The organism is Actinoplanes sichuanensis (assembly GCF_033097365.1).
GTDB lineage: Bacteria > Actinomycetota > Actinomycetes > Mycobacteriales > Micromonosporaceae > Actinoplanes > Actinoplanes sichuanensis.
In genome coordinates this window covers 8,913,248-8,936,248 of the sequence record NZ_AP028461.1, presented here as the reverse complement: position 1 = coordinate 8,936,248, position 23,001 = coordinate 8,913,248, and the positions used below count along the sequence as shown (strand labels likewise).

The window sequence follows — 23,001 nt, the reverse complement described above, 5'->3', positions numbered from 1 at the left end:
TTGTCGTCTCGGATTGCCCGGATCGGCGCATGTCGCGGTCGTGCGGGCAATTGTCGCGACGCTGCAACTTATCGCCACTGCAACGACACGGTAGCCTCAGCGGGGGCGAGCGAGGAGCGCGCGGTGGATGAATCAGGGCATTCCGGAGACACGGGAGCCTCAGCGGGTGGCAACGGAGCCGACTCGCATGACCGCACAAGGATGAACGGCTGGGCCGACGACGACAGTTCGTGGCCCCATACGGGAGCGGCATTGGAGCAGGGAGTGGACACGCCACCATGGCGTCGCCCGTCTGACGGGCGCACCTTCGGACGGCAGCAGATCCCGGCGGAACGTCCCTTCGGGGCCGCGCCCGCGTCCGGGGTTCCCGCGCCGGCGGCGAGTTCCGAGATTCCCCCGTCCGGGTCCACCGATGAATGGTCCCCCGAGCGGAGCCGTCTCGCCGACATTCTGGGCCATCACCGTCGTCCGCCGACGGCTCCCGCGCCGAGCAGCGCGCCGCCTTTTCCGTACGAGGGTGACCTCGACGACGCCTACCAGCCCCGGGCCGCCGTGCCGCAGCCCCGGCCGGACTGGGTGCCCGAGCCGGTCCAGGGGCCGCCTCCGGTCGCGCCGGTCTCCGGCGAGCCCGGCCGCTCCCGGCACGCGCTGGTCACCGACACTCTGGCCCAGGGGCTCCCGCAGCTCGACGGGCCGGCCGGCTCGTTCGATCCGCCGGGGTTCTCCCGCCGGTCGTACGATCCGGTGGAAACACCGCCCTACGCCCCGCCCGGTGACGCCGACAACGACGGCGACCAGCGCGGGACACTCCCGCAGCGCGTCCCGGCCCAGCCGGACGTCCCGAGAGTTCCGGAGCCGCCCTCCGTGGAACCGTCGGCCGAAGCGCCCGCATTGGCCCGCATCGCGACGCACCTGCGCCGCGGCGATGTCGTACCCGCTCAGGAGCGCCAAGAGGGCTTCGACGTCCAGGACATCCTGGCCGCGGTCCGCGAGGTGCCCGGTGTCCGGGACGCCTCGCTGCGGGCCACTCCCGCCGGCGCGCACAGCCTCCGCCTCGACCTGTCCGACGGCGCCGACGCCGCCGAGGTGAGCCGCCAGGTGGCCCGACTGCTGCAGGAGCGGATGGGTCTGGACGCGGCGATGCCCGCCGACTCGCCGTTCCGGCCGTCCACCGCCCCCGTCGCCACGCCGCGCAGTACGCCGCTACTGCCCAGCCAGCCCACCCGGCCGGCCCGGGCCGCGGTGCCGGTCGCCCCGGTCTCCGCCAGTCCGGTGGCGCCGGTGTCGAGTCCGGCCCGCCCGGTGTCGAGTCCGGCCCGCCCGGTGTCGAGCCCGGCCCGCCCGGTGTCCTCGATGCCGTCGCCGGTCTCCGCGGCGCCGGTCTCCGCGATGCCGCAGCCGCCGCTGGAGAAGCGCCAGCCGGGCGTCAACGCCGGCGCCGCGCTGGTCCCGGCGGACGCCTCCAAGCCGCGGCCACTGGACCCGGGCGACAACCCGGGCCCCCGCGTGATCATCGAGAACGTGCACGTCAACACGTTCGGTGCGGACGCCACCGTCGAGGTACGGCTGCGGGCCGGCGGGCGCAGCGCCGCCGGTGTGGCCACCGGCCCGGCGGTGGACGGCTACCTGCTGCGCCTGTGCGCCACGGCCACCGCGGGTGCGGTCGACGAGTTGCTCTCCACCTCACAGCACGAGGACGGCCCGGCTCGATGCTTCGTCGAGCACGCGGCGTCGGTCTCGTTCGGGCAGATGCAGGTCGCCGTGGTGGTGCTGCTGCTGTCCTGCGGTGGCGGCTGGGTCGAGCAGCTGGCCGGTTCGGCGGTGGTCACAGGTGACGACCGGCACGCCATGGTGCGCGCCACACTGTCCGCTGTGAACCGTCGTCTCGAGGCACTCTTGGCCTGATGAAGGGCGCGATTCTGGCCGACGACAGTGCGCTGTTGCCGGAAGGGGAGGTTCCGCCGCCATGGCCCGCACGCCGGGTCACGGTCGGCGGGTCGATGATGCACGTCCGGGACACCCCGGCGCTGAGCGACACCGCGGAGCCCGCCGTCTACGTGCACGGCCTGGGCGGCTCCTCGCAGAATTTCACCGATCTGGCCGGCCTGCTCGCCGACCGGCTCGACGGCCAGGCCGTCGATCTGCCCGGGTTCGGCTACAGCGATCCGAGCCCGCGTTACTCGATCGCGGCGTTCGCGGCCACGCTCGTCGACTACCTGGAGCACTCCGGCCGCGGCCCGGTCCACCTGATCGGCAATTCGCTCGGCGGCTCGATCTCGGTGCGGGTGGCGGCGCTGCGCCCCGATCTGGTGCGCACCCTCACGCTGATCTCCCCGGCCATGCCGTTCCTCGATCCGCGCCGCACCGCGCAGGGCCCGGTCCTGCCGCTTCTCGCGATGCCCGGCGCCGAGCGCCTGATGGCCTGGGCGCTGACCCGGGTCACCGCGGAGGAGATGGCCGAGCAGGTGCTGGAGGCGTGTTTCGGCGACACCACCAAGGTCCATCCGCAGCGGCGGGCCGAGGCGATGGAGGAGATTCAGCTCCGCTACACGGTCGCCCACTACCCGAAGGCCTATCTCGGTACGTTGCGCGGCCTGGTCGGCAGCTTCCTGCGGGCCTACCTGCCAGGGGCCGACTCGCAGTGGCGCCTGGCCGCTCGGATCCAGGCGCCGACGCTGGTCATCGGTGGTCTCAACGACAGGTTGATCGACCCTCGGGTGCCGGCCCAGGTGGCCCGCGTGATCCCGGACGGGCGGCTGCTCATCCTTCCCGGGGTCGGCCACGTCGCTCAGATGGAGGTCCCCCGTCTGGTGGCCCGGGCCGTGGTGGGCATGCTCGACGACGTGCACGGTGACGTCCGAGCGGCCTCGCCGGAGCGCTAGAGACGCTCGACCGGATGGATCGGTTGCGCGATGTAGTGAACCGCACAAGATCCTTTCGGGGTGGGAGCGGTGACCGGTTTCGTGCGAGTCTGGACCGCGATGACCACTCCCGCCGGCCCCGCCCCTGAGCCACGACCACTGTCCCCGGGAGACCGGTGGCGTCAGACCTGGCTGGTCATCCTGGCCGCGGCACTGGTGCTGCTCACCGTGGTCGCGGTCGGCCGTCCGTTCGACTCGCGGACCGATCCGCCCGGTCACGCGGCGGCCGCGGCGTCGCCCGCCCAGTCGCCGAGTCCGTCGCCGTCGCCGTCGGCGGTCGTCACCGACGAGGTGAAGGCGCCGACCTCGATCTTCCCGGCCGCCGGCCTGATGAAGCTGGACGGGCCGGTGCCGGTGAAGGGTTCCGGTCGGTTCGAGTATGCGAACGAGCGCGGTCCGGTCGCCGGGTCCGGTGGCCGACTGCGGCGGTTCAAGGTCGCCGTGGAGAAGGGCAGCGGGGAGGACGTCGCCGCGTTCGCCGCACAGGTGCGGGCGATCCTGGAGGACGAGCGGAGCTGGATCGGCTCCGGGTCGGTCCGGATGCAGATGGTGGCCGGGTCGGACCAGGCGGACTTCACCGTCTACCTGGCCACCCGGGACACGGCCGGCCGGATGTGCGAGGTGGGTGGCACGAACATCCGGATCGGCGGGGTGCCCTTCACGTCGTGCCGGGCGGTCGGCAAGGCGATCATCAACCTGGATCGCTGGCGGTTGTCGGCGCAGCCCTATCTGCGTGCGGGGACCGATCTCGCGGCCTACCGGCAGTATGTGATCAACCACGAGGTCGGGCACGAGCTCGGCCACCGGCACGAGGGCTGCCCGCAAGCGGGTGGTCGAGCCCCGGTGATGGTCCAGCAGACGCTGACCCTGCGTGGCTGTGTGCCCTGGTCCTGGCCGCGGAGCAACAACCGCGACCTGGCCGGACCCCGGCTCTGAGCCGTCCTCCGGGTACGGAAATCCGAAAGTCCTGTGACAGACGGTGAGTCGTGGCAGGCTGACGCTTGCTATGGCAAACGCGACAAATGGCCCCGTTGACCCGGACGCCGGCACCGACCGGCGTGGCCGGGCCGCGCGCTCCCGGGCCGAGGCGGAGCAGCCGCCCGCCGACGAGAAGCCGGCCCGGCGGCGCACCGTAGCCGCGTCCACGGCCACCACCCGGTCACCGCTCACCGCGCCGGCCGAGCCCGCCCGCAAGAGCATCCGACGGAGCCCCGCCACGGAGAGGCCGAGCACGGCTACGGAGAGGCCGAGCACTGGCACGGAGAGGCGGAGCACCGGCACGGAGACCGGCCGAAAATCCGGCGAGCCCCCGGTCAAGTCCACCTCGTCGCGGACCGCCACCGGTCGCGCTCCGGCCCGCAAGACGGCCACCGCGCCGATCGAGCCGCCACTGCCCGCGGAGGAGAAGCCACCGCGACGCCGGCGGGCCGCACCGTCGTCCGAGGCACAGCTGTCGGTGGAGCAGACACCGGCCCGCCGCAGGACCGCACCGTCGTCCGAGGCACAGCTGTCGGTGGAGCAGACACCGGCCCGCCGCAGGAGCACCCCGACACCGATCGAGCCGCCGCCGCCCGCGGAGGAGAAGCCGGCCCGCCGCCGGAGCACCGCGAAGGCCCGGCCGCAGTCGGAGCCCCCCACGCCCGCCCTGAGCGAGCCACAGAGCCACGCAGTGCCGCCACCGCTGACCCGGGGCATCCTGGAGCTCGCGGCGGAACGGGTGGCCGCCTCCCGCCCCCGTCCGGCCGAGCCCGAACCGCCCATTCCGGCGGACGACGACCCGATGGCCGCGCCCGGTGCGTACCTGAACCCGCGTGCCACCGCCCCGCGGCGGACCCGGGCCACCGCCCGCCGGACGGAGACCACCCCGTCGGCCGACAACGGCTGGCTCGGGGCGCCCGCGGAGCACGCCGTCCCGCACCGGGTGGAGTCCGAGCCGGATCCCGAGCCGCCCGCGGTGTTCCTGCCGGGTACGAGCCCCGACGAGCAGTACCCGCGAACCATGAACCGGGGCCTGCCGCCGAGTGTGCGCCTGCCCGCCGAGTTGCCGGACAACCTGTGGCCGCCGAAGTCGCTGCTGGAGCGCAACCTCGCCGAGAACATCCACGTCCCGGCGACGGTGCCACCACGGGTGGAGGACCCGTGGGAGGCCGAGGAGCCGGAGCCGCCGGAAGCGGTGGCCGACGAGCACCTCTACGTGGTGCCGCCGGATCGGAACCGGTCCACCGTCGAGATCCACCGACAGGTGGAGGCGGAACCCGAGTTCCTGCCGTCGGTGCTGGAGCACCCGGAGCCGGAGAACGAGTACGTGCCCGCGCACTCGCGGGCCGCCGGATCGGCACGGCACGCGGTGACCGAGACGGCCGCCGGCCGTCGGGTCCGTCGTCGCCGGAGGGCGGTGCTGGTGGCGTACCTCCTGCTGGTGATCTTGGTGTTGATCGTCGGTCATGAGCTGCGCGACGACGAGCGACCGCTCGCTCCGGGTAAGGAGGCCGCGCAACGCGCGGACGAGCCGGCGGGCGTCGGCCCGGCGGCCGGACCGGTGCCGCAGGCGACCGGGGACGTGCCGGCCAAGACCGATGCGGACGGCGGCGGCGAATCCGCCGGCAAGGGCAAGGCCGGAGAGTTCGGGTACGCCCAGGAGCGCGGCCCGATGCTCGGCGACGGCGGCCGGCTCTACCGGTTCCGGGTGGCGGTCGAGAAGAACGTCGACGACACGTCGCCCACCGGGTTCGCCGAGGCGATCGACGAGACTCTCGGCGACGAGCGGAGCTGGATCAACGACGGGCGCCTGCGGCTGCGGCGGGTGCCGAAGTCGAGTGACGCGGACTTCACCATCTACCTGGCCTCGGCGAAGACGTCGGAGAAGATGTGCGCGACGGGTGGGCTGGACACCGAGGGCTACACCTCGTGCCGGGTCCCCGGTCAGGTGATCATCAATGCCGACAGGTGGGCCGACGCGGTGCCGGAATACGACGGCAAGCTGGACACCTACCGCCGTTACACGATCAATCACGAGGTCGGGCACGAGCTCGGGCACGGGCACGAGGCCTGCCCCGGCGAGGGCGAGAAGGCCCCGGTGATGCAGCAGCAGACCTTCGGGTTGAAGGGCTGTACACCGAACGCGTGGCCCTATCTGGACGGCGAGCGTTACGCGGGTAAGCCGATAGCCTGAATTATTCCGCGATCCCGCATGTCGGGCCCGTGGCCAACGTCATGGATTCGCGCCTGCGAATCGAGCAACAATGGGCGGCGATCCTTACCACCGAACCCGGGGAGTGAATGTGGCTCTGCCCCCGCTCGTCGAGCCGGCCGCTGAGCTGAGCGTCGACGAGATCCGCCGCTATTCGCGTCACCTGATCATCCCCGATGTCGGGATGGACGGGCAGAAGCGGCTGAAGAACGCCAAGGTCCTCGCGGTCGGCGCGGGCGGCCTCGGCTCGCCGACGTTGCTCTACCTGGCCGCGGCCGGTGTGGGCACGCTCGGCATCATCGACTTCGACACGGTCGACGAGTCCAACCTCCAGCGCCAGATCATCCACGGCGTCTCCGATGTCGGCACGCCCAAGGCGGAGTCCGCGGCCCGGAGCATCGCCGAGGTGAACCCGCTGGTCAACGTGGTCATTCACAACACCGCGCTGGACCGGGACAACGTCAAGGAGATCTTCAGCCAGTACGACCTGATCGTCGACGGCACCGACAACTTCGCCACGCGGTACATGGTGAACGACGCCGCGGTGCTGCTCGGCAAGCCGTACGTCTGGGGCTCGATCTACCGTTTCGACGGCCAGGCATCGGTCTTCTGGGAGGAGCACGGTCCCTGCTACCGCTGCCTCTACCCGGAACCGCCGCCGCCCGGCATGGTCCCGAGCTGCGCCGAGGGCGGCGTCCTCGGTGTGCTCTGCGCGTCGATCGGGTCGATCCAGGTCAACGAGGCGATCAAGCTGATCACCGGCATCGGTGAGCCCCTGGTCGGGCGCCTGATGGTCTACGACGCCCTGGAGATGGAGTACCGCAAGATCAAGGTCCGGAAGGACCCGAACTGCGCGCTCTGCGGAGAGAACCCGACGGTCACCGACCTGCTCGAGGACTACGAGGACTTCTGCGGCGCGGTCTCCGAGGAGGCGCAGGAGGCGATCACCGGCTCCACGATCTCGGTCCGTGAGCTCAAGGACTGGCAGGACAGCGGCAAGGACATCTTCCTGGTCGACGTCCGTGAGCCGGCCGAGTGGGAGATCAACCGGATCCCCGGCGCGACCCTGATCCCGAAGGGCGAGATCCTCTCCGGTGCGGCGCTCGCCAAGTTCCCGCAGGACAAGCAGATCGTCCTGCACTGCAAGTCGGGCGTGCGCTCGGCCGAGGCCCTCGCCGCGCTCAAGTCGGCCGGGTTCAAGGACGCCGTGCACGTCCAGGGCGGCATCGTGGCGTGGGTCAACCTGATCGACCCGTCACTGCCGTCGTACTGACGGATCTCTGTCCGGGGGGTCACCATCGGGTGACTCCCCGGATGGAACAGGCCTGCGATTCACAGATCCGGCGCGTACCGTCGTCACTGTGATCGATATAGACGCCGCGATCGGCTATGTGGTCGCCCATGGTGATCCGGTGGAGCGGGCGCGGTTGTCCCACCTCAGGACGGGGCAGCCGGCGCCGTCGGAGGCCGTCGAGCGGATCGCCGAGGGCCAGATGGCCGCCGGTGGCTGGTCCGCCTCGGCCGAGGGCGGCATCCCCTCGATCGACGCGACCTGTTACCGCCTGGCCGAGCTCGACGGGATCGGCGCGCTGAACAGTCCGGTCGGGGTCCAGGCGTTGCAGTGGCTGGCCGCCGCGCAGCGCGGCGACGGCACCTGGCAGGAGCACGAGTCGCTGGCCGATGAGGCGCCGGCCTGGGCGCTGCCCGGTGATCCCGAGGCGACCCTCTACCAGACTTCGGTGGCCGGTTTCTGGCTGACCGCCGCGTCCGTCGAGATCGATCCCTATCAGACCCGGTCGCCGTGGAGCGAGGTGTTGCGGTCCGCCGCGGGCTGGGTGGTCACCCAGATCCGGCCGGACGGGACGTGGCCGTCCTTCCTGGCCGCCGGCTGGCACGCCGCCGTTCTCCTGCACCAGCAGCAGTTCTACTACGAGTCCGCGCGAGTGCAGCAGGTCCTCGGCGACCGGTTGCCGGACATGTCGCCGGCTGACGTGGCGTCGATGGCGACGGCGCTGCGCCGGGTCAATCTCGCTGACGACTGGCTGTTGCAGAGCGCCCGCAAGCGGCTGGCGGAGACCCAGCGTTCGGATGGCGGCTGGGACAGCAACGAGGGTCCGCTCTTCGATGTCAACACCACGCTGACCGCCCTGCGGGCCTTCCGCTGATAGCCGTTCGGATCACTCCGCACCGGCAATTCGGGCGATCCGGAAAAGTCTGGATTTGGTGGCAAACTGGTTGCAGGCCCGACGGGCCAGGGCGAGACAGGGATCCGCTGGGCGATAACGATGGTCGCTCCAGTCCGGCGGGGAGTCAGTAGCGAAACCGGCGCCTACGAAGACTTCTTCGAGGAGCCGCGATCATGCGCAAGTCCATCAAGCGTGCCGTCGTCATCGGAACCGCTCTCGCCGTCACCACCGGCGCGACCGCTGCCTACGCCGCCTGGGTCGCCCGGGGCACCGGCGAGGCGAAGGCCCAGGCGGTCACCGCGGCGCCGCTGACCACCGGCAGCGTGACCCTGGCGGCCGACCTCTACCCGGGCGCGACGGGCGACGCCAAGATCACGATCAACAACCCGAACTCGTACAAGGTGAAGGTCGCCGACATCATCGGCAGCACCGTCACCGCCAGCGGCGGCATCGGCGACTGCGCCGGCACCAACGTCGTCTTCGCGAACCAGACCGGCAAGGACATCGAGGTGCCGGCCAAGGGGAACGTGCAGGTCACCCTGACCAACGCCGTCTCGATGATCGCCGACGCCGAGAACGGCTGTCAGGGCGCCACCTTCACGGTCGCCGTTTCGCTCGTCGGCGCCAGCGCCGCCTGATTCAAGATCGAAGAGCCGGTGGGGGTACGCCCCACCGGCTCACCGGTGACCGCGGGAGAGGAGAGGCCGTGCGCAAACCACTGTCGATGGTGCTGTCCGTGGCCCTGCTGGTCACCGGCGCCGTGATCGCCTACCCGGCCGACGACGCGCTGGCGGTCGACGTCACGCTGGCGGCGCAGGGCGGCCCGACCGGTCTCGGGGTCTCCGGTACCGCGGTGACCGGCCTCTACCCCGGCAACAAGGGAAAGCTCACGGTCGTGGTGAAGAACCCGTACCGTTTCCCGGTCTCGATCACCGCGGTCTCCGCGAATCTCGTCGCCACCTCGCGTCCCGGCTGCAAGGCCACCTACGCGAACCTGACGATCGGCCGTTACGCCGGCCGACCCGCGCTGCCCGCCCGGATCGCTGCCGGCAAGCAGGTATCACTCGGCTACCTGCCGGTCTGGATGCCAGCCAAGACCGTGGCCGACGCCTGTCAGGGCGCGACGTTCACGCTCCGGCTCAACGCCACCGCCCGGAAGGCCGGCCGATGACCATCCGCTCCGCGCAAGCCGTCACCGGTGCCGGACTGGCCATCGGGGTTCTGTTGTGCTCACCGGGGGTCGCCCAGGCCGGCTGGGCCGTCGCCGGCAGTGGCACCGTCCCGGTCAAGGCCGGCCGGATGCCCGTGGTGAGCGGGGTCGGCACCCAGGTCGCCGGAGCGGCGGTCACCGTCGACTGGTCGGCGGCCACCGCCGCCACCGGTTATCAGGTGGTCCGATACAACGCCGGGACCAGCACCACAGCCGTCGTCGGTGCCGGGTGCGCAGGTGTCCGCACCACCACGACCTGCACCGAGACCGGTGTGCCGGACGGGGCCTGGGAGTACGCGGTCCGAGCCGTCCACGGCAACTGGTCCGGCACTCTCAGCGGCCGGGCCGCGGCCACCGTCGCGACCGCCGCCACCGTCACCACGACCTTCCCGGCGGACCGGGCCACCTACACCGCCGCGACCTGGACCGGATGCGCCACCGCCGGATTCTGCGGCACCAGCACCCCGGCGGCCGGACAAACCGTGACCAAGGTCGAATACAGCATCCAGGCCGGCACGAAGTTCTGGAACGGCAACAACTTCAACTCCGGCTCCGAGCGCTGGTTCACCGTCTCCGGGAACCTCGCGAGCTGGTCGGTCCCGTTCGCCATGGCGAACTTCCCGGTGGGGCCGAACCCCTACACCCTGCGGGTACGGGTCACCGACAGCTCCGGGCAGACGGCGACCAGCACCACGACTTTCACCGCCGGGCGGTGAACACGGCGGAACGGCTCAGCGGGTGTGCCCGTTGCCGGTGACCACGTACTTCGTGGAGGTCAGCTCGGGCAGACCCATCGGGCCGCGGGCGTGCAGTTTCTGCGTACTGATGCCGATCTCCGCGCCGAAACCGAACTCGCCACCGTCGGTGAACCGGGTCGACGCGTTCACCATCACGGCGGCCGCGTCCACCCCGGCCACGAACCGGCGGGTGGCACCCATCGACTCGCTGACGATCGCCTCGGTGTGGCCCGTCCCGTACCGCCGGATGTGGTCGAGCGCGTCATCCAGCCCGTCGACGACCGCGACCGTGATGTCCAGCGACAGGAACTCGGTGCCCCAGTCCTCCTCGGTGGCCGGCACCACGTCGTCGCTGTAACCGGCCACCCGCGCGTCGCCGTGCACGGTGACCCCGGCGTCGGCCAGTGACGACAGCACCAGCGGCAGGAACGTGTCGGCGATCTCGGCGTGCACCAGCAGCGACTCGGCCGCGTTGCACACCGAGGGCCGCTGCGCCTTCGAGTTGATCGTGATGGCCAGCGCCTTCTCCAGGTCGGCGGCCGCGTCGACGTAAACGTGGCAGTTGCCCACCCCGGTCTCGATCACCGGCACCGTCGACTGCTCGACCACGGTCTTGATCAGGTCGGCGCCGCCGCGCGGGATCAGCACGTCGACCAGGCCGCGGGCCCGCATCAGCTCCTTCACCGAGTCGCGGGTGGTCGCATCCAGCAGCTGGATCGTGTTCGCCGGGAGGCCCGCGTCGGCGACCGCCTTGCGGAGCACCGAGACGATCGCCGCGTTCGACGAGAAGGCCGAGCCGGAACCGCGCAGCAGTGCCGCGTTACCCGACTTGAGGCAGATGCCGGCGGCGTCGGCGGTCACATTCGGCCGGCCCTCGTAGATCATCCCGACCACCCCGAACGGCACCCGGATCTGCCGCAGCTCCAGGCCGTTGGCCAGGGTGGACCCGCGCACCACGTCACCGATCGGGTCGGGCAGGGCGGCGAGCTGGCGCAGGCCGTCGGCCATCGCGGCGACCCGCTCCGGAGTCAGCAGGAGCCTGTCGATCATCGACTCGGACGTGCCGTTCGCCCGGGCGGTCGCGACGTCGACGCCGTTGGCGTGCACGATGTCGTCGGTCCGCTCGACCAGGCGGTCGGCCATCAGCAGCAGGGCCGCGTCCTTCTCGGCGCGGGTGGCCGCGGCCAGATCGAACGACGCGATGCGGGCGGCCGCGGCCTGCTCCAGCACACTCATCAGGAAGCCTCTCTACAGCAGCACCAGGTCGTCGCGGTGGACGACCTCTCGTTCATATCCCGGCCCCAGTGCCGCGGCCAACTCGGGAGTGGACCGCCCGAGCAGCGCGGGCAGTTCGACCGCGTCGTAGTTGACCAGGCCGCGTGCCACCGGCGTACCGGATCCGGCATCGATCAGATCCACCGGATCGCCGGCGGCGAACGAACCGTCGACCGCGGTGATGCCGGCCGGCAGCAGCGATTTGCGTCGGGCCACGATCGCCGCGACCGCGCCCTCGTCGAGGTGCAGCCGACCGCGTGGCGCGGTCGCGTGGGCCAGCCAGAAGAGCCGCGCGGCCGGCCGATGGTCGGCCGCCTCGAAGAGGGTGCCGACCTCCTCGCCGGACAGCGCCGGCCCGGCCAGCGGGGCCGCGGTCAGCACCACCGGGATGCCGAAACCGGTCGCTATCCGGGCCGCCTCCACCTTCGTCACCATGCCGCCGGTGCCCACCCCGGACCGCCCGGCCGAGCCGATCGCGATCCCTTCGAGGTCGGTGTCGTCGCGAACCAGCGGGATCCGCCGGGACGTCGGGTCGGCCGGATTGCCGGTGTAGAGCGCGTCCACATCGGAGAGCAGAACCAGCAGATCGGCGTCGGCGAGCGCGGCGACCAGCGCGGCGAGCCGGTCGTTGTCACCGAACCGGATCTCCTCGGTGGCGACCGTGTCGTTCTCGTTGACGATCGGCAGGGCGCCCAGGTCGAGTAGTTTGCGCAGCGTCCGGTACGCGTTCCGATAGTGCGCCCGGCGTGTCACGTCGTCCACGGTGAGCAGCACCTGTCCGACCGTGAGCCCGTGACGGGCGAACCCGGCCGTATACCGCGCGATCAGCAGACCCTGACCGACCGAGGCGGCCGCCTGCTGGGTGGCCAGGTCACGTGGTCGCCGGCGCAGCTGGAGTGGAGCGAGCCCGGCGGCGATCGCGCCGCTGGACACCAGAACCACCTCACGCCCGCCAGTCGCCAGCGAGCCCAGCACGTCGACGAGGGCGTCGACCCGTTGCTCGTCGATGCCACCCGTCGCGGTGGTCAGCGAGGACGACCCCACTTTGACCACGATCCGGCGCGCACCGGTCACCACTTCCCGCACCTGGCCCATTGTGCTCGGCCGGGCCGCGTCGACAGTCCTCCGATCCCATATCGTGGCGGGTTGTGACACCGCAGGAGTACGTCGAAGAGGTCCTGGCGCTGGTGGAGAGCATCCCGGCAGGGCGGGTGATGTCGTACGGCGCGATCGCCGACGCGCTGGCCGACCGGTCCGGCCGCAACTCGCCCCGGCAGGTCGGCCGGATCATGGCGTTGCACGGCGGGGGCATCCCGTGGCACCGGGTGTGCAGCGGTGGCGGCCGGCTCCCCCCGGGTCACGAGGCCCGAGCGAAGGCGCTGCTCCTGGCCGAGGGCGTGCCGATGCGCGGCGACCGGGTGCTGATGGCGGACGCCGGCTGGACGCCCGTCATTCGATGAGCCCGGCCAGGTTCGCCGCGGCCCGTAACTGGTAGTCGAAGAAGCCCTTCCGGTCCTCTTCGATCGTGTTGTTGAGCTGGCCGAAGAGCTCGAAACTGATGGCACCGCAGATCTGGAAGAACGCCGCGATGGTGTCGGCGATGACACGGGCGCCGAGGTCCGGGAGGTAAGCGCTGGCGACACCCGCCAGTTCCTCCGCGAAACGGCCGGTGAGCGGCGGCCGGACGGTGATCTCGTGGGAGCGGTGCGCCTCGGCCAGCGTCGCGCCGAGCAGGAGCATGACCCGGGTCGCGGGCTCGACGGTGTCCCGGGGCGCCGAGTACCCGGGCACCGGGCTGCCGTAGATCAGCGCCCACTCGTGCGGGTTCGCCAAGGCCCACTCCCGTGCCGCGTGCCCGATCGCCAGCCACTTCTCCAATGGTGTCGCCTTGTCGGCGGCGGCCTGCTCGGCTGCGTCGCCGACCGCGCCGTACGCATCGATGATCAGTGCCGTGAGCAGTTCGTCCCGGCTGGCGAAGTATCGGTAGACCGCGGACGAGGCCATCCCGAGGTCCCGGGCGACAGCGCGAAGCGACAGGTTCGCCCCATCGGTGGCCAGGTGACGTTTCGCCACCGACTTGATCTCTTCGGTCATCTCGGCCCGGACCCGGGCTCGAAGGTTTGCGGCGCTCATGAGGCCAGTGTGCCACAACGAGAGCACTGCTCTTGTCTTTTCGGGGGATCGTGTGCGATCGTTGTTCTCAACAGAGAGCACTGCTCTCCAAAGTGAGCAAGGAGAACATCATGCACCTCGTCATCGGTTCCGGCCCGATCGGCTCCACCGTCGCCAACCTGCTCGCCGAGCGGGGCGAGCGGGTCCGCATCGTCACGCGCAGCGGCAGCGGCCCGCAGCATCCGCTGATCGAGCGGGCCGCCGCCGATGCGGCCGACGCCCGTCGTCTCACCGAGCTGGCCCAGGGCGCGGAGGTCGTCTACAACTGCGCGAACCCGAAGTACACCGAGTGGGCTGAGAAGTGGTTCCCGATGAACGACGCGATGATCGCCGCGGCCAAGTCGGCCGGCGCGGTCTATGCGATCACCGGCAATCTGTACGGCTACGGCCCCCAGCCCGGCGGCCTGATGACCGAGGACACCCCGCTCGCCGCGACCGGCCGCAAGGGTCGGATCCGGATCAAGATGTGGCAGGACGCTCTGGACAGCGGCGTGCGCACGATCGAGGCCCGCGCCTCCGACTACCTGGGCGCCGGAGCGGTGGGCGTCTTCTCCAGCGTGCTGCTGCCGGCCATGGCCAAGGGTCGCACCGCCTGGGGCCCGGCCGACGTGGACGCCCCGCACACCTTCTCCTACACCGGCGACATGGCCCGCACGCTGGTCGAGCTGGCCCGCGACGAGCGCGCGTGGGGTAGGGCCTGGCACGTCCCGTCCCCGCCGGCCGTCTCCATCCGCGAGCTCGCCACCCGGTACTGCGCCTTGACCGGCCAGCCGCCGCTGAAGGTGCGCAGCATGCCGCGCTTCGTGATGCGCACGGCCGGCGCGGTGATCCCGATGGCACGTGAGATGGCCGAAATGGATTACCAGTTCTACGCGCCGTTCGTCCTCGACTCGACACTGACCGAGCGCACCTTCGGCCTCACCGCCACCAGCCTCGACGTGCCCCTGCGCGAGACCGCGGCGGCCGCCTCGGCCACCGCCGCCCGCACGATGTGACCGGGGCCTACAGCAGCAGCCCCACGCCGCCGCGCCGTGGGTCGCCGGCCGCGCCGGTCCGGCCCACGGCGGTGACTCCGCCGAAGTAGTGGTTGATCTCCGGCCACTCGACGATCTGCCAGCCCTCGCCGGTCAGTTCAGCCAGCTCGGCGTCCGGGTATCCGGCCTCCACGTGCACGGTGTCCTCCACCGCGTGGAAGCGCGGCCGGGCGATCGCCTCCGGCACGCCGAGCCCGTCGACCAGCACCCCGAGCAGCGTGTCGACCAGGGCGGTCCGGATCCGGGACGCTCCGGCCGAGCCCGCCGCCACGGCGAGATCCCCATCCGGGCCGGTCACCACGAGCGGGCACATGTAGGACGACATCCGCTGCCCGGGCACCAGGTCCTCGGTGAGCAGCTCGCCCTCGCCGAGCATCGAGTTCAGGTTGATCCCCAGGCCCGGCAGCCACACCCCGGCGCCCAACCCGAGCGTCGTGGTGATCACGCAGGCGTTGCCGGCACCGTCCACCACCGAGACGTTCGTGGTGTCGCCGAGCCGCTGCCGGCCCCGGTTCACCAGAGCCGTCGCCACCCCCGGCGCGCGACTCGGCCGGGAGAGATCGGCGGGAAGCGCACCAATCGTGTCGACTGTCCGATTCAGATCGCGCCGGGCGTGTACCTGGTAGCCGGCCAGCGACGCGTGTTCCACGGGTACCGACTCGACCCGGTACGAGGCGAGGTCCGCCGGTCCGATGTTGCCGCCAGCTTCCCGTACCGTGTCGATGAGCAGTTTCCCGTACTCCCCGGTGTAGAAGACCTCCGGCCCGTCGGCGGCCAGGGCGTCCATCGCGGTCGCCAGCCCCGGGTGAAAGAGCAGCTCATCGCCCTGCAGCAGGCGCCCCCCGGGTTGGTAGAGAGCAGCCCCCTCGCCGTAGGCCAACGCCGGCGCGCACGACTCCAACGTCCGGGCGTGCGCATCAGGCAGCAGCACCCCGGTCCGGGCCAGCCCGGCCGCCGGTGCCACCACCTCCGGCCAGGGCAGCCGCCCCCAACGCCGGTGCACCTCACCGAGCCCGGCGGGCACCCCCGGCACCGCGACGCTGGCCCCGCCGATCGAATAGATCTGCGGCAGCCCACCGAAGAACACGTCCACCGCCACCATCGCCGACGCATCCCGGTCCCGGTCCAGACCCGGCACCGCGACGAAGAAGTCGAGGCAGGTGACCTCCCCGGAGCCCGCGTCGAAGAAGGTGGCGAACCCGCCGCCGCCGAGCCCCGTGTAGACCGTCTCGGCGACACAACAGGCCAGCACGGCGGCCACCGCCGCGTCGGCCGCGGTGCCGCCCGACTCGAGGATCCGCAGTCCGGCGCGGGCGGTCGCCGGATGACTGGCGGCGACGCCTGCCGCAACGCTTTTCATGCGGCCGAGCGTAGGCGGAGCGGGCCGATCTTGGTTACGATGCGCGTCGATGACGACCGGTGGTCCCTCTCCCGTGGTAACCCCGACGAGTGTCCTGCCGCGCGGTGTTTTGGCTGGATATGCGCTTGGGTCACTGGTCACTGGCGCCTTCGGTACGGTGCCCGGTTTGCTTCTTCTGCCTTATCTGACCGACACCCTGGGTGTCGCCGCCGGTGTGGCCGGATTACTGGTTCTCCTACCGAAGGCATGGGACGTCATCGTCAACCCGGTCGCCGGCCGGATCTCCGACCGCCGGGGTTCGCGCCGGCCGTTCCTGTTGGTTGCCGGGCTACTTCTCGGACTCCTCTTCGCCGCGATCTTCGTGGCCCCCTTCCCGAGCGGTGCCGCCTCCGGCGCGTACGTCGCGGTGGCCTTCCTGACCGCCGCCACCGCTTTCGCGTTCTTCCAGGTCCCCTACGTCGCGATGCCGGCCGAACTCACCGACGGCTATGCCGAGCGCACCCGCCTGATGACCTGGCGGGTCGCCGTCCTGGCCCTCGCCATCCTGGTCTCCGGCGCTCTCGCGCCGCTCGTCGTCGAACTCACCGGCGGCGGCCGGGAGGGACACCGATGGTCCGGCGCCTTCGTCGGCGCACTCATCGTCGTGGGCACGCTCGCCACCTTCTTCGGTACGCGCAAAGCCCAGTCCCGCCAAGCCGGCGAATCCGAGCCGAGCCTCCGGGCCCAACTCCGCGTGGCCAACGGCAACGCACCCTTCCGTGCCCTGCTGATCTGCTGGATCGTCCAGGCCGCGGGCATCGGCACCATGCTCGCCGGAGTCAAATACTTCGCCGACCATGTCCTCGTCCAGGAGTCCGGCGCGACCTTCCTGTTCGCCGCGTTCGTCGGCCCGGCCCTGCTGGTGATGCCGCTGTGGACCGCGGTCGGCCGCCGGCACGGCAAACTCCGCTCCCTGGCCGCCGCCTCGCTGCTCTTCGCCCTGGCCGCGCTCACGCTCGTGGCCGCCCCGTCGCTACCCGCGGTCGCCGTCTACCTGATCGTCGCCGTGGTCGGCGCCGGATATGCCGGCCAGCAGGTCTTCGCCATGGCGATGCTGCCGGACTGCATCGCCCACGACACCGAGCGCACCGGCCGTCGCCAGGCGGGCGTCTTCACCGGCCTGTGGACCGCGGGGGAGACCTTGGGTCTGGCTCTCGGGCCCGGTATCTACGCATTGATCCTCCAAATCTTCGGTTACGCCTCCTCGGCCACCGGCGAATCGGCAGCTCAGAGCGACAGCGCACGGCTCGGGGTACTGCTCGGTTTCACGGTCCTGCCGGCCGTCCTGGTCGGTGTCGCCGTGGTGCTGCTGCGACGCTACGACGATCGTCCCGACGCCGGCGGTGACCCTGTGGACAAGTCGGCGCTGTGGACAACCGACGGTTCGGCGCCCGAGAGGGGATAGCGTCTCCGGCATGACTGATGCGCTGCCGGAGAAGGGCGTCGCGGGCGAGCAGATCCTCGCCGAGCTGCGCGAGCTGCGGGCCGGTGACCTGCCGACGCACGGTGGCCGCCTGTTCGCGTATGTCTACGATCCGGCCCTCGACGGCCTGGACGATCTGGCCCGCGCCGCCCACGCCACGTCCGCGCACGTCAACGGCCTCGACCCGACCGCCTTCCCGTCCCTGCTGGCGATGGAGAATGCGTTGGTCGGCGCGGCCGCGAGGATCCTCGGCGGCGGTCCGGCGGCGGTCGGCAGCGTCACCAGCGGCGGCACCGAGTCCCTGATTCTGGCGGTCAAGGCGGCCCGCGACGCCCACCCGTCGATCCGTTCACCCCGGCTGCTCGTTCCGGCCAGTGCGCACGCGGCGTTCGCCAAGGCCGCCCACTACCTGCGCGTCGAGTTGGATGTCGTGCCGGTGCGCGACCTGCGGGCCGACCCGTCGGCGATGGCCGCGGCGGTCACCCCGGAGACGGTGCTCATCGCGGCGTCGGCCCCGAGCTATGCGCACGGCGTCGTCGACCCGATCCCGGAGATCGCCGCGATCGCCGCCGAGCGAGGGGTGCGGTTCCACGTGGATGCCTGCTTCGGTGGCTGGATCCTGCCGTACCTTCGCCACCTCGGCACCGACCTGCCCGGCTTCGACCTCTCCGTGCCCGGCGTCACCAGCCTCTCGGTCGACCTGCACAAATACGCCTACGCGCCGAAGGGTGTCTCGATCCTCCTGCACGCGACCGAGGAGTTGCGTCGCCCGCAGTATTTCGCGCACGCCGACTGGCCCGGCTACACCATGGTCAACCCGGTGATCTCGTCCACCCGCTCGGGCGGCCCGATCGCCGCCGCCTACGCCACGCTCCGGAGCATCGGCGACACCGGTTACCTGGACCTGGCCCGAAAAACCCGCGAGTCGGTCCAGATCCTGGCCGCCGCGGTCGAGGCCACCGAGGGGATCCGTCTATACGCCCCCGCCGAGACCAGCGTCGTCTGCCTGGCCTCCGACGGTGTCGACCTCTTCGTGCTGGCCGACGAACTGGCCGCCCGAGGCTGGCACACCCAGCCCCAGATGTCCCATGCCGGCCACCCGCCGACGATCCACCTGACGGTGACCGCGGCCGTGCATCCCACCGCCCCCACTTTCGCCCCCGACCTGGCCGCCGCCGTTGCCGCAGCTCAAGCTCGTGGCCCGATCGAGTTGCCGCCGCTGCCACCCCTGACTCCCGAGATGATCACGCCGGAGCTGATCGCCTCCCTGGCCGAGGGCCTGGGTCTGGGATCCGGCGACTTCACCCAGATGGCCACGGTGAACACGATCCTGAACGCGGCTCCGCCGCCTCTCCGCGAGGCGCTTCTGACCGGCTTCCTCAGCCTTCTCCAACGACCCGCTGACGTGACGCGATGACGCAATGATTGCGTTGTAAGGTTGACTTCATGCTTCACCCCACACCCGCCCTGACCTCAGTCGACGAAGAGGTGCTCGGCAGCCTGGAGGAGATGCGGCAGAACCTGCGGCATCAAGTGCAGGCCAACCCCGCCAAGTGGGTGATGGGCATGCGGAAGTTCCTGACCGCTGATGCGGTTGCCGCGTCGAACACCATCGAGGGCTTCCGCGTGTCCACGATCGACGTTCAGGACCTCATGGAGGGCGAGAAAGACGTCGACGTCTCCGATGAGAACCGGGAGGAGACGCTCGCCTACCAGCGGATGGTGACCTACATCCAGACGCTGCATGACGTCGCCGACTTCGAATACAGCAAGGGCTTGCTGAACGCTTTGCACTGGATGTTGCAGGGCCACCGATACACCCGTAACAAGGTCGCCGGCCAGTGGCGACGTGGCCCGGTCTACGTCACCGACTCGGAAAATGCAGAAGTCGCAGCCTATACAGCGCCGGAAGCCGCCGAAGTCCCCGGTTTGATGGCCGAGTTGGTGGACTGGCTCAATGGCGATCACACCGGTCATCCATTGGTTCGGGCGGCCATGGCTCACCTCCACCTGGTATCGATCCATCCCTGGCCGGACGGCAACGGCCGGATGTCGCGATCGTTGCAGACCCTGATGATCGCTCGGGAGGGAGTCCTGGCCCCCGAGTTCTCCTCAATCGAGGCGTGGTTGGGCCGGTCTCGGAACACCTGGGCCTACTACCAAGAACTCCAGCGTAAGGGTTCCCGCTATCGACCGGACCAGGACGTCTCAAGCTGGATTCGGTTCAATCTGACCGCTTATCACCAGCAGGCACAGGCGGTTCAGAATCGCGCGAGCCGCTCGGCCTCAGTGTGGGAGCTGCTTCTGCCGTTCGCCGAAGGTGAGGGACTGGAGGAGCGGATGGTCTCCGCCTTGCACGATGTCGCGGTGAGCCGACGGCTTCGGCGGGCTCACTATGAACAATCCGAGAGCTTGACGCTTCAGCAGGCGCAGCGCGACCTGAAGGCTCTTGCCGCCGCCGGGCTGCTGGAATCGGTCGGCCGCACGCGGGCCCGGTACTACGTCGAGGGGCCGAACTTTCCGGCTCGGGTGCTTGAGGTGGCTCGCACGCCCATGACGCTGAGCCAGCCGTACCCGGATGCGTTAGGTTGACCGGATGGCCGGTCTGCCAGGAGTGCTCGGGGAACCCATCCGGTTCGTGCTGAACTGGGGGCGCCGCTACTCCCTCTGGGTGTTCAATTTCGGGCTCGCGTGCTGTGCCATCGAGTTCATCGCGTCCAGCATGGCCCGGCATGACTTCATGCGGCTCGGGGTCATCCCGTTCGCGCACGGGCCCCGGCAGGCTGACCTCATGGTGGTGTCCGGCACGGTCACCGACAAGATGGCGCCGGCCATCAAGCGGCTCTACGACCAGATGCCCGAGCCGAAGTATGTGATCTCGTTCGGTTCCTGCTCGAACTGTGGTGGGCCCTACTGGGATTCGTACTCGGTCACCAAGGGCGTCGACCAGATCATTCCGGTGGACGTCTACGTGCCCGGATGCCCACCCCGGCCGGAGGCGCTGCTGCACGGCATCCTGCGGCTGCAGGAGAAGATCGCGGCCGAGCAGTCCGGCCCGGGCGGCGTGCACCGCCCCGACCCGCTGGCTCTGACCGCCCCGCTGGTGAAACCGCCGGCGAGGTGAACCCGCCCCGCTGGTGAAGCCGCCGGCGAGGTGAACCGGCGTGGCTAGCCGAGGATCTCCCGGGCACCCTGCCGGAGCAGGGACGCGGCGACCGACGTGCCCAGCACGACCGGATCGGTGGCCCACTCGTGGGCGTCCAGCACCGTCTTGCCGTCCAGGCTGATCACCCGGGCCCGCAGGCTCAGTCGCCCGTCCGGTTCGGTACGGGCGTAACCGCCGATCGGCGAGCTGCAACTCCCCTGGAGGATGTGCAGCATGGTGCGCTCGGCCTCGGTCTCCCGCCCGGTCCGGTGGTCGGCGAGCACCCCGGCGATCTCCAGTGCCGCCTCGTCGTCCTGCCGGCACTGCAGCACCAGCGTCCCGCTGCCGACGGCGGGCACGAACGTGTCCACGTCGATGATGTGTCCGATGCGTTCCGGCAGGCCGATCCGGTGCAGGCCGGCGACGGCGAGGAGCAGTACGTCGTAATCCCCGGCGTCGAGGCGTGCGAGCCGCGAGTTGGCATTACCGCGGATCGGCACGGCGGTGAGGTCCGGCCAGTGCAGGGCGAGCTGGGCGATCCGCCGGACCGCCGAGGTGCCGACCCGGGTGCCGGCGGGCAGTTCGTCGATCCGGCGCCCGACCGAGCCGCGCGAGCCGTCGCCCCCGACCGGGGCGACGAGACAGTCCCGCACGTCGTCGCGGGCCAGATAGGCGGCGAACACGGTGCCGGCCGGGGCGGGCCGGTCGCCCGGAACGTCCTTCACGCAGTGCACGGCGAGGTCGGCCCGCCCGTCGAGGAGCGCCTGATCGACCTCTTTGGTGAACGCGCCCTTGCCACCCAGCTCGGACAACGCTCCTTGCCACCGGTCGCCGCTGGTGCTGAGCGGGACGACCTCGACCGCCACGTCGGGCCGTCGGTCGGCGAGCATCCGCCGGACACGCTCGACCTGGGCGAGGGCCATGGGGGAGGAGCGGGTGCCGATACGCAGCAAGCGTGAAGCGGACATAGCGGAAAGGGTAACCGCCGGCCCCTCAGGGCTGAGTACCGTGACCCCTATGAGGGCCGACTTCATCATCGACGTACTGACCCGCGAGTTCGGCGAGCTGATGGCGCTCGACCCGGCCGCCTTCCGCCGTAAGTTCCGGAAGATGGCGGCCTCGCCGTTCGCCTTCTACCGGGGCAGCGCTTCGCTCTTCTACGCCGATCTGAGCGGCGATTTCCGCGACGACAGCTTCCTCGACGAGCGCACGAGCCGAGTGTGGATCCACGGTGACCTGCACGCGGAGAACTTCGGGACGTACATGAACTCGTCCGGCCGCCTGGTCTTCAACGTCAACGACTTCGATGAGGCGTACGTCGGGCCGTACAGCTGGGATCTGAAGAGATTTTCGGCGAGTATCGCGCTGATCGGGTATTCGAAGGCGCTCTCCGACGACAACATCACCGCGCTGGTGACCGAGTTCGCCCAGTCCTATCTGACCGAGTTGCGAGCGATCGCACGTGGCGGTGACGACGCGATCGGCTCGATCACGTTGGAGAACGCGACAGGTGTGCTGCGCCGGGTGCTCCAGGAGGCTCGGTTGAACACCCGGGTCGACCTGCTCAACGAGCAGACCACGATCGACGAGTACGAGCGCCGGTTCTCGATCGGTGACGGCGTCTACGACGTGGACGCGACCACCCACGCGGCGGTCCGGGAGGCGTTCGACCGTTATCTGGCCACCCTGCCGCAGGCGTCCCGGCCGGTGTCGCTGCACATCAAGGACATCAAGCTGCGCAAGGGCGTCGGCATCGGATCGGCCGGCCTGCCCTCCTACAACCTGCTGCTGGAGGGGCACACCGAGGCGCTGGAGAACGACGTCGTCATCTACATGAAGCAGGCGCAGGTCCCGGCCGTGGCCCGCTGGATCGACGACGATCGGGTCAGGGGCTACTTCAAACACCAGGGCCACCGTACGGCCGAGTCGCAGCGGGCCCTGCAGGCACACGCCGACCCGTGGCTCGGGTTCACCGAACTGAACGGCGTGGGGCAGTTGGTGGCGGAGGTCTCCCCGTACGCCGCAGACCTTGATTGGTCTGACGTGAACGAACCGGAGGAGCTCTCCGGGGTGATCGCCGACCTGGGCCGAGCGGTGGCCCGGATGCATTCGGTGGCCGATGACGAGTCCAGCCACGACCTGGTGGACTTCTCCACCGAGGAGGCGATCGTCGCGGCCGTCGACAAGGACGAGCCCGGTTTCCTCCAGCACCTGGTCGAGTTCGCGCACAAGTACGGTGACCAGGCCCGCGAGGACCACCAGGACTTCGTCGACGTCTTCCGCAACGGCCGCCTCCCCGGCCTGTGACG

21 protein-coding genes are annotated in these 23,001 nt (G+C 70.6%); 16 read left to right on the top strand and 5 right to left on the bottom strand.

Translation table 11 applies throughout. From position 1 onward, the window contains the following. Window positions 1–264: 264 nt before the first annotated feature. The 9 genes from Q0Z83_RS41085 to Q0Z83_RS41045 all read left to right on the top strand — a co-directional run bounded on the left by Q0Z83_RS41085 (window position 265) and on the right by Q0Z83_RS41045 (window position 10,223). The gene (locus Q0Z83_RS41085) at window positions 265–1,905 is read left to right on the top strand and encodes a Daple (RefSeq protein ID WP_317788808.1); all 1,641 of its coding nucleotides are present in this window, start codon (window positions 265–267) and stop codon (window positions 1,903–1,905) included. Next, the gene (locus tag Q0Z83_RS41080; protein WP_317788807.1) at window positions 1,905–2,882 is read left to right on the top strand and encodes an alpha/beta fold hydrolase; all 978 of its coding nucleotides are present in this window, start codon (window positions 1,905–1,907) and stop codon (window positions 2,880–2,882) included. Before Q0Z83_RS41085 ends, Q0Z83_RS41080 begins: the two co-directional genes overlap by 1 nt. Before the next feature lie 60 nt (window positions 2,883–2,942). Further along, entirely contained in the window at window positions 2,943–3,857 is a 915-nt protein-coding gene (locus tag Q0Z83_RS41075) for a DUF3152 domain-containing protein (RefSeq protein ID WP_317788806.1), read from the top strand. A 70-nt stretch (window positions 3,858–3,927) separates the two neighbouring features. Continuing rightward, entirely contained in the window at window positions 3,928–6,093 is a 2,166-nt protein-coding gene (locus tag Q0Z83_RS41070) for a DUF3152 domain-containing protein (protein ID WP_317788805.1), read from the top strand. 109 nt (window positions 6,094–6,202) lie between these two features. Then, window positions 6,203–7,384 carry an adenylyltransferase/sulfurtransferase MoeZ gene (gene moeZ, locus Q0Z83_RS41065; protein WP_317788804.1) on the top strand — a complete coding sequence of 394 codons (1,182 nt, stop codon included), beginning with the start codon at window positions 6,203–6,205 and terminating at the stop codon, window positions 7,382–7,384. Between the two features lie 88 nt (window positions 7,385–7,472). Then, window positions 7,473–8,276: a prenyltransferase/squalene oxidase repeat-containing protein gene (locus tag Q0Z83_RS41060; protein WP_317788803.1), complete on the top strand. Its 804-nt coding sequence runs from the start codon at window positions 7,473–7,475 to the stop codon at window positions 8,274–8,276. Window positions 8,277–8,470: 194 nt separating this feature from the next. After that, complete coding sequence (locus Q0Z83_RS41055) at window positions 8,471–8,935, top strand: hypothetical protein (protein WP_317788801.1); 465 nt, start codon at window positions 8,471–8,473, stop codon at window positions 8,933–8,935. A gap of 68 nt (window positions 8,936–9,003) precedes the next feature. Further along, the gene (locus tag Q0Z83_RS41050) at window positions 9,004–9,468 is read left to right on the top strand and encodes a hypothetical protein (RefSeq protein WP_317788800.1); all 465 of its coding nucleotides are present in this window, start codon (window positions 9,004–9,006) and stop codon (window positions 9,466–9,468) included. Then, window positions 9,465–10,223 carry a hypothetical protein gene (locus Q0Z83_RS41045; RefSeq protein ID WP_317788798.1) on the top strand — a complete coding sequence of 253 codons (759 nt, stop codon included), beginning with the start codon at window positions 9,465–9,467 and terminating at the stop codon, window positions 10,221–10,223. The genes Q0Z83_RS41050 and Q0Z83_RS41045 overlap by 4 nt, the downstream gene beginning before the upstream one ends. A gap of 15 nt (window positions 10,224–10,238) precedes the next feature. On the opposite strand, the gene Q0Z83_RS41040 is transcribed toward Q0Z83_RS41045, so the two are convergent. Both Q0Z83_RS41040 and proB read right to left on the bottom strand, forming a co-directional pair. Next, window positions 10,239–11,480: a glutamate-5-semialdehyde dehydrogenase gene (locus Q0Z83_RS41040; RefSeq protein WP_317788796.1), complete on the bottom strand. Its 1,242-nt coding sequence runs from the start codon at window positions 11,478–11,480 to the stop codon at window positions 10,239–10,241. 12 nt (window positions 11,481–11,492) lie between these two features. Then, the gene (gene proB / locus Q0Z83_RS41035) at window positions 11,493–12,605 is read right to left on the bottom strand and encodes a glutamate 5-kinase (RefSeq protein ID WP_317788795.1); all 1,113 of its coding nucleotides are present in this window, start codon (window positions 12,603–12,605) and stop codon (window positions 11,493–11,495) included. 62 nt (window positions 12,606–12,667) lie between these two features. On the opposite strand from proB, the gene Q0Z83_RS41030 reads away from it, so the two are divergent. Beyond that, window positions 12,668–12,979, top strand: coding sequence for an MGMT family protein (locus tag Q0Z83_RS41030; protein WP_317788794.1), 312 nt, complete (start codon window positions 12,668–12,670; stop codon window positions 12,977–12,979). Here Q0Z83_RS41030 and Q0Z83_RS41025 read toward each other — a convergent pair. Continuing rightward, window positions 12,969–13,652: a TetR/AcrR family transcriptional regulator gene (locus Q0Z83_RS41025; RefSeq protein WP_317788793.1), complete on the bottom strand. Its 684-nt coding sequence runs from the start codon at window positions 13,650–13,652 to the stop codon at window positions 12,969–12,971. The genes Q0Z83_RS41030 and Q0Z83_RS41025 overlap by 11 nt on opposite strands. 110 nt (window positions 13,653–13,762) lie before the next feature. On the opposite strand from Q0Z83_RS41025, the gene Q0Z83_RS41020 reads away from it, so the two are divergent. After that, on the top strand, window positions 13,763–14,686 hold the full coding sequence (locus Q0Z83_RS41020) for an NAD-dependent epimerase/dehydratase family protein (protein ID WP_317788792.1): 924 nt from the start codon (window positions 13,763–13,765) through the stop codon (window positions 14,684–14,686). 7 nt (window positions 14,687–14,693) lie between these two features. Here the strand turns inward: Q0Z83_RS41020 and Q0Z83_RS41015 are convergent, their stop codons facing one another. Next, window positions 14,694–16,085, bottom strand: a complete 1,392-nt coding sequence (locus Q0Z83_RS41015) for a gamma-glutamyltransferase (protein ID WP_317788791.1) — start codon at window positions 16,083–16,085, stop codon at window positions 14,694–14,696. 49 nt (window positions 16,086–16,134) lie between these two features. Here Q0Z83_RS41015 and Q0Z83_RS41010 point away from each other — a divergent pair, with 49 nt between their 5' ends. From Q0Z83_RS41010 to Q0Z83_RS40995, 4 genes are read left to right on the top strand one after another with little or no spacing between them, the layout of a single operon-like run. Further along, window positions 16,135–17,529 (top strand): MFS transporter, encoded by a 1,395-nt coding sequence (locus tag Q0Z83_RS41010; protein ID WP_317788790.1) that lies wholly within the window; start codon window positions 16,135–16,137, stop codon window positions 17,527–17,529. Window positions 17,530–17,539: 10 nt separating this feature from the next. After that, on the top strand, window positions 17,540–18,964 hold the full coding sequence (locus Q0Z83_RS41005) for a pyridoxal phosphate-dependent decarboxylase family protein (protein ID WP_317788788.1): 1,425 nt from the start codon (window positions 17,540–17,542) through the stop codon (window positions 18,962–18,964). A gap of 29 nt (window positions 18,965–18,993) precedes the next feature. Then, window positions 18,994–20,139, top strand: coding sequence for a Fic family protein (locus Q0Z83_RS41000; protein ID WP_317788786.1), 1,146 nt, complete (start codon window positions 18,994–18,996; stop codon window positions 20,137–20,139). A 4-nt stretch (window positions 20,140–20,143) separates the two neighbouring features. Beyond that, the gene (locus tag Q0Z83_RS40995) at window positions 20,144–20,671 is read left to right on the top strand and encodes an NADH-quinone oxidoreductase subunit B (protein WP_317788785.1); all 528 of its coding nucleotides are present in this window, start codon (window positions 20,144–20,146) and stop codon (window positions 20,669–20,671) included. 44 nt (window positions 20,672–20,715) lie between these two features. Here the strand turns inward: Q0Z83_RS40995 and hemC are convergent, their stop codons facing one another. Then, entirely contained in the window at window positions 20,716–21,660 is a 945-nt protein-coding gene (gene hemC, locus Q0Z83_RS40990; protein ID WP_317788784.1) for a hydroxymethylbilane synthase, read from the bottom strand. A 49-nt stretch (window positions 21,661–21,709) separates the two neighbouring features. Between hemC and Q0Z83_RS40985 the strand changes: the two genes are divergently transcribed. Continuing rightward, window positions 21,710–22,999, top strand: a complete 1,290-nt coding sequence (locus tag Q0Z83_RS40985; protein WP_317788783.1) for a DUF2252 domain-containing protein — start codon at window positions 21,710–21,712, stop codon at window positions 22,997–22,999. Window positions 23,000–23,001 lie beyond the last annotated feature (2 nt).

What these genes read in the sequence shown, in the direction of transcription:
- Q0Z83_RS41025 (WP_317788793.1), bottom strand. Translation starts at nt 13,652, where the DNA reads ATGAGCGCCGCAAACCTTCGAGCCCGGGTCCGGGCCGAGATGACCGAA.
- Q0Z83_RS41080 (WP_317788807.1), top strand. Translation starts at nt 1,905, where the DNA reads ATGAAGGGCGCGATTCTGGCCGACGACAGTGCGCTGTTGCCGGAAGGG.
- Q0Z83_RS41000 (WP_317788786.1), top strand. Translation starts at nt 18,994, where the DNA reads ATGCTTCACCCCACACCCGCCCTGACCTCAGTCGACGAAGAGGTGCTC.
- Q0Z83_RS40995 (WP_317788785.1), top strand. Translation starts at nt 20,144, where the DNA reads ATGGCCGGTCTGCCAGGAGTGCTCGGGGAACCCATCCGGTTCGTGCTG.
- Q0Z83_RS40985 (WP_317788783.1), top strand. Translation starts at nt 21,710, where the DNA reads ATGAGGGCCGACTTCATCATCGACGTACTGACCCGCGAGTTCGGCGAG.
- Q0Z83_RS41010 (WP_317788790.1), top strand. Translation starts at nt 16,135, where the DNA reads ATGACGACCGGTGGTCCCTCTCCCGTGGTAACCCCGACGAGTGTCCTG.
- Q0Z83_RS41055 (WP_317788801.1), top strand. Translation starts at nt 8,471, where the DNA reads ATGCGCAAGTCCATCAAGCGTGCCGTCGTCATCGGAACCGCTCTCGCC.
- Q0Z83_RS41040 (WP_317788796.1), bottom strand. Translation starts at nt 11,480, where the DNA reads ATGAGTGTGCTGGAGCAGGCCGCGGCCGCCCGCATCGCGTCGTTCGAT.
- Q0Z83_RS41045 (WP_317788798.1), top strand. Translation starts at nt 9,465, where the DNA reads ATGACCATCCGCTCCGCGCAAGCCGTCACCGGTGCCGGACTGGCCATC.
- Q0Z83_RS41070 (WP_317788805.1), top strand. Translation starts at nt 3,928, where the DNA reads ATGGCAAACGCGACAAATGGCCCCGTTGACCCGGACGCCGGCACCGAC.
- Q0Z83_RS41020 (WP_317788792.1), top strand. Translation starts at nt 13,763, where the DNA reads ATGCACCTCGTCATCGGTTCCGGCCCGATCGGCTCCACCGTCGCCAAC.
- hemC (WP_317788784.1), bottom strand. Translation starts at nt 21,660, where the DNA reads ATGTCCGCTTCACGCTTGCTGCGTATCGGCACCCGCTCCTCCCCCATG.
- Q0Z83_RS41005 (WP_317788788.1), top strand. Translation starts at nt 17,540, where the DNA reads ATGACTGATGCGCTGCCGGAGAAGGGCGTCGCGGGCGAGCAGATCCTC.
- Q0Z83_RS41015 (WP_317788791.1), bottom strand. Translation starts at nt 16,085, where the DNA reads ATGAAAAGCGTTGCGGCAGGCGTCGCCGCCAGTCATCCGGCGACCGCC.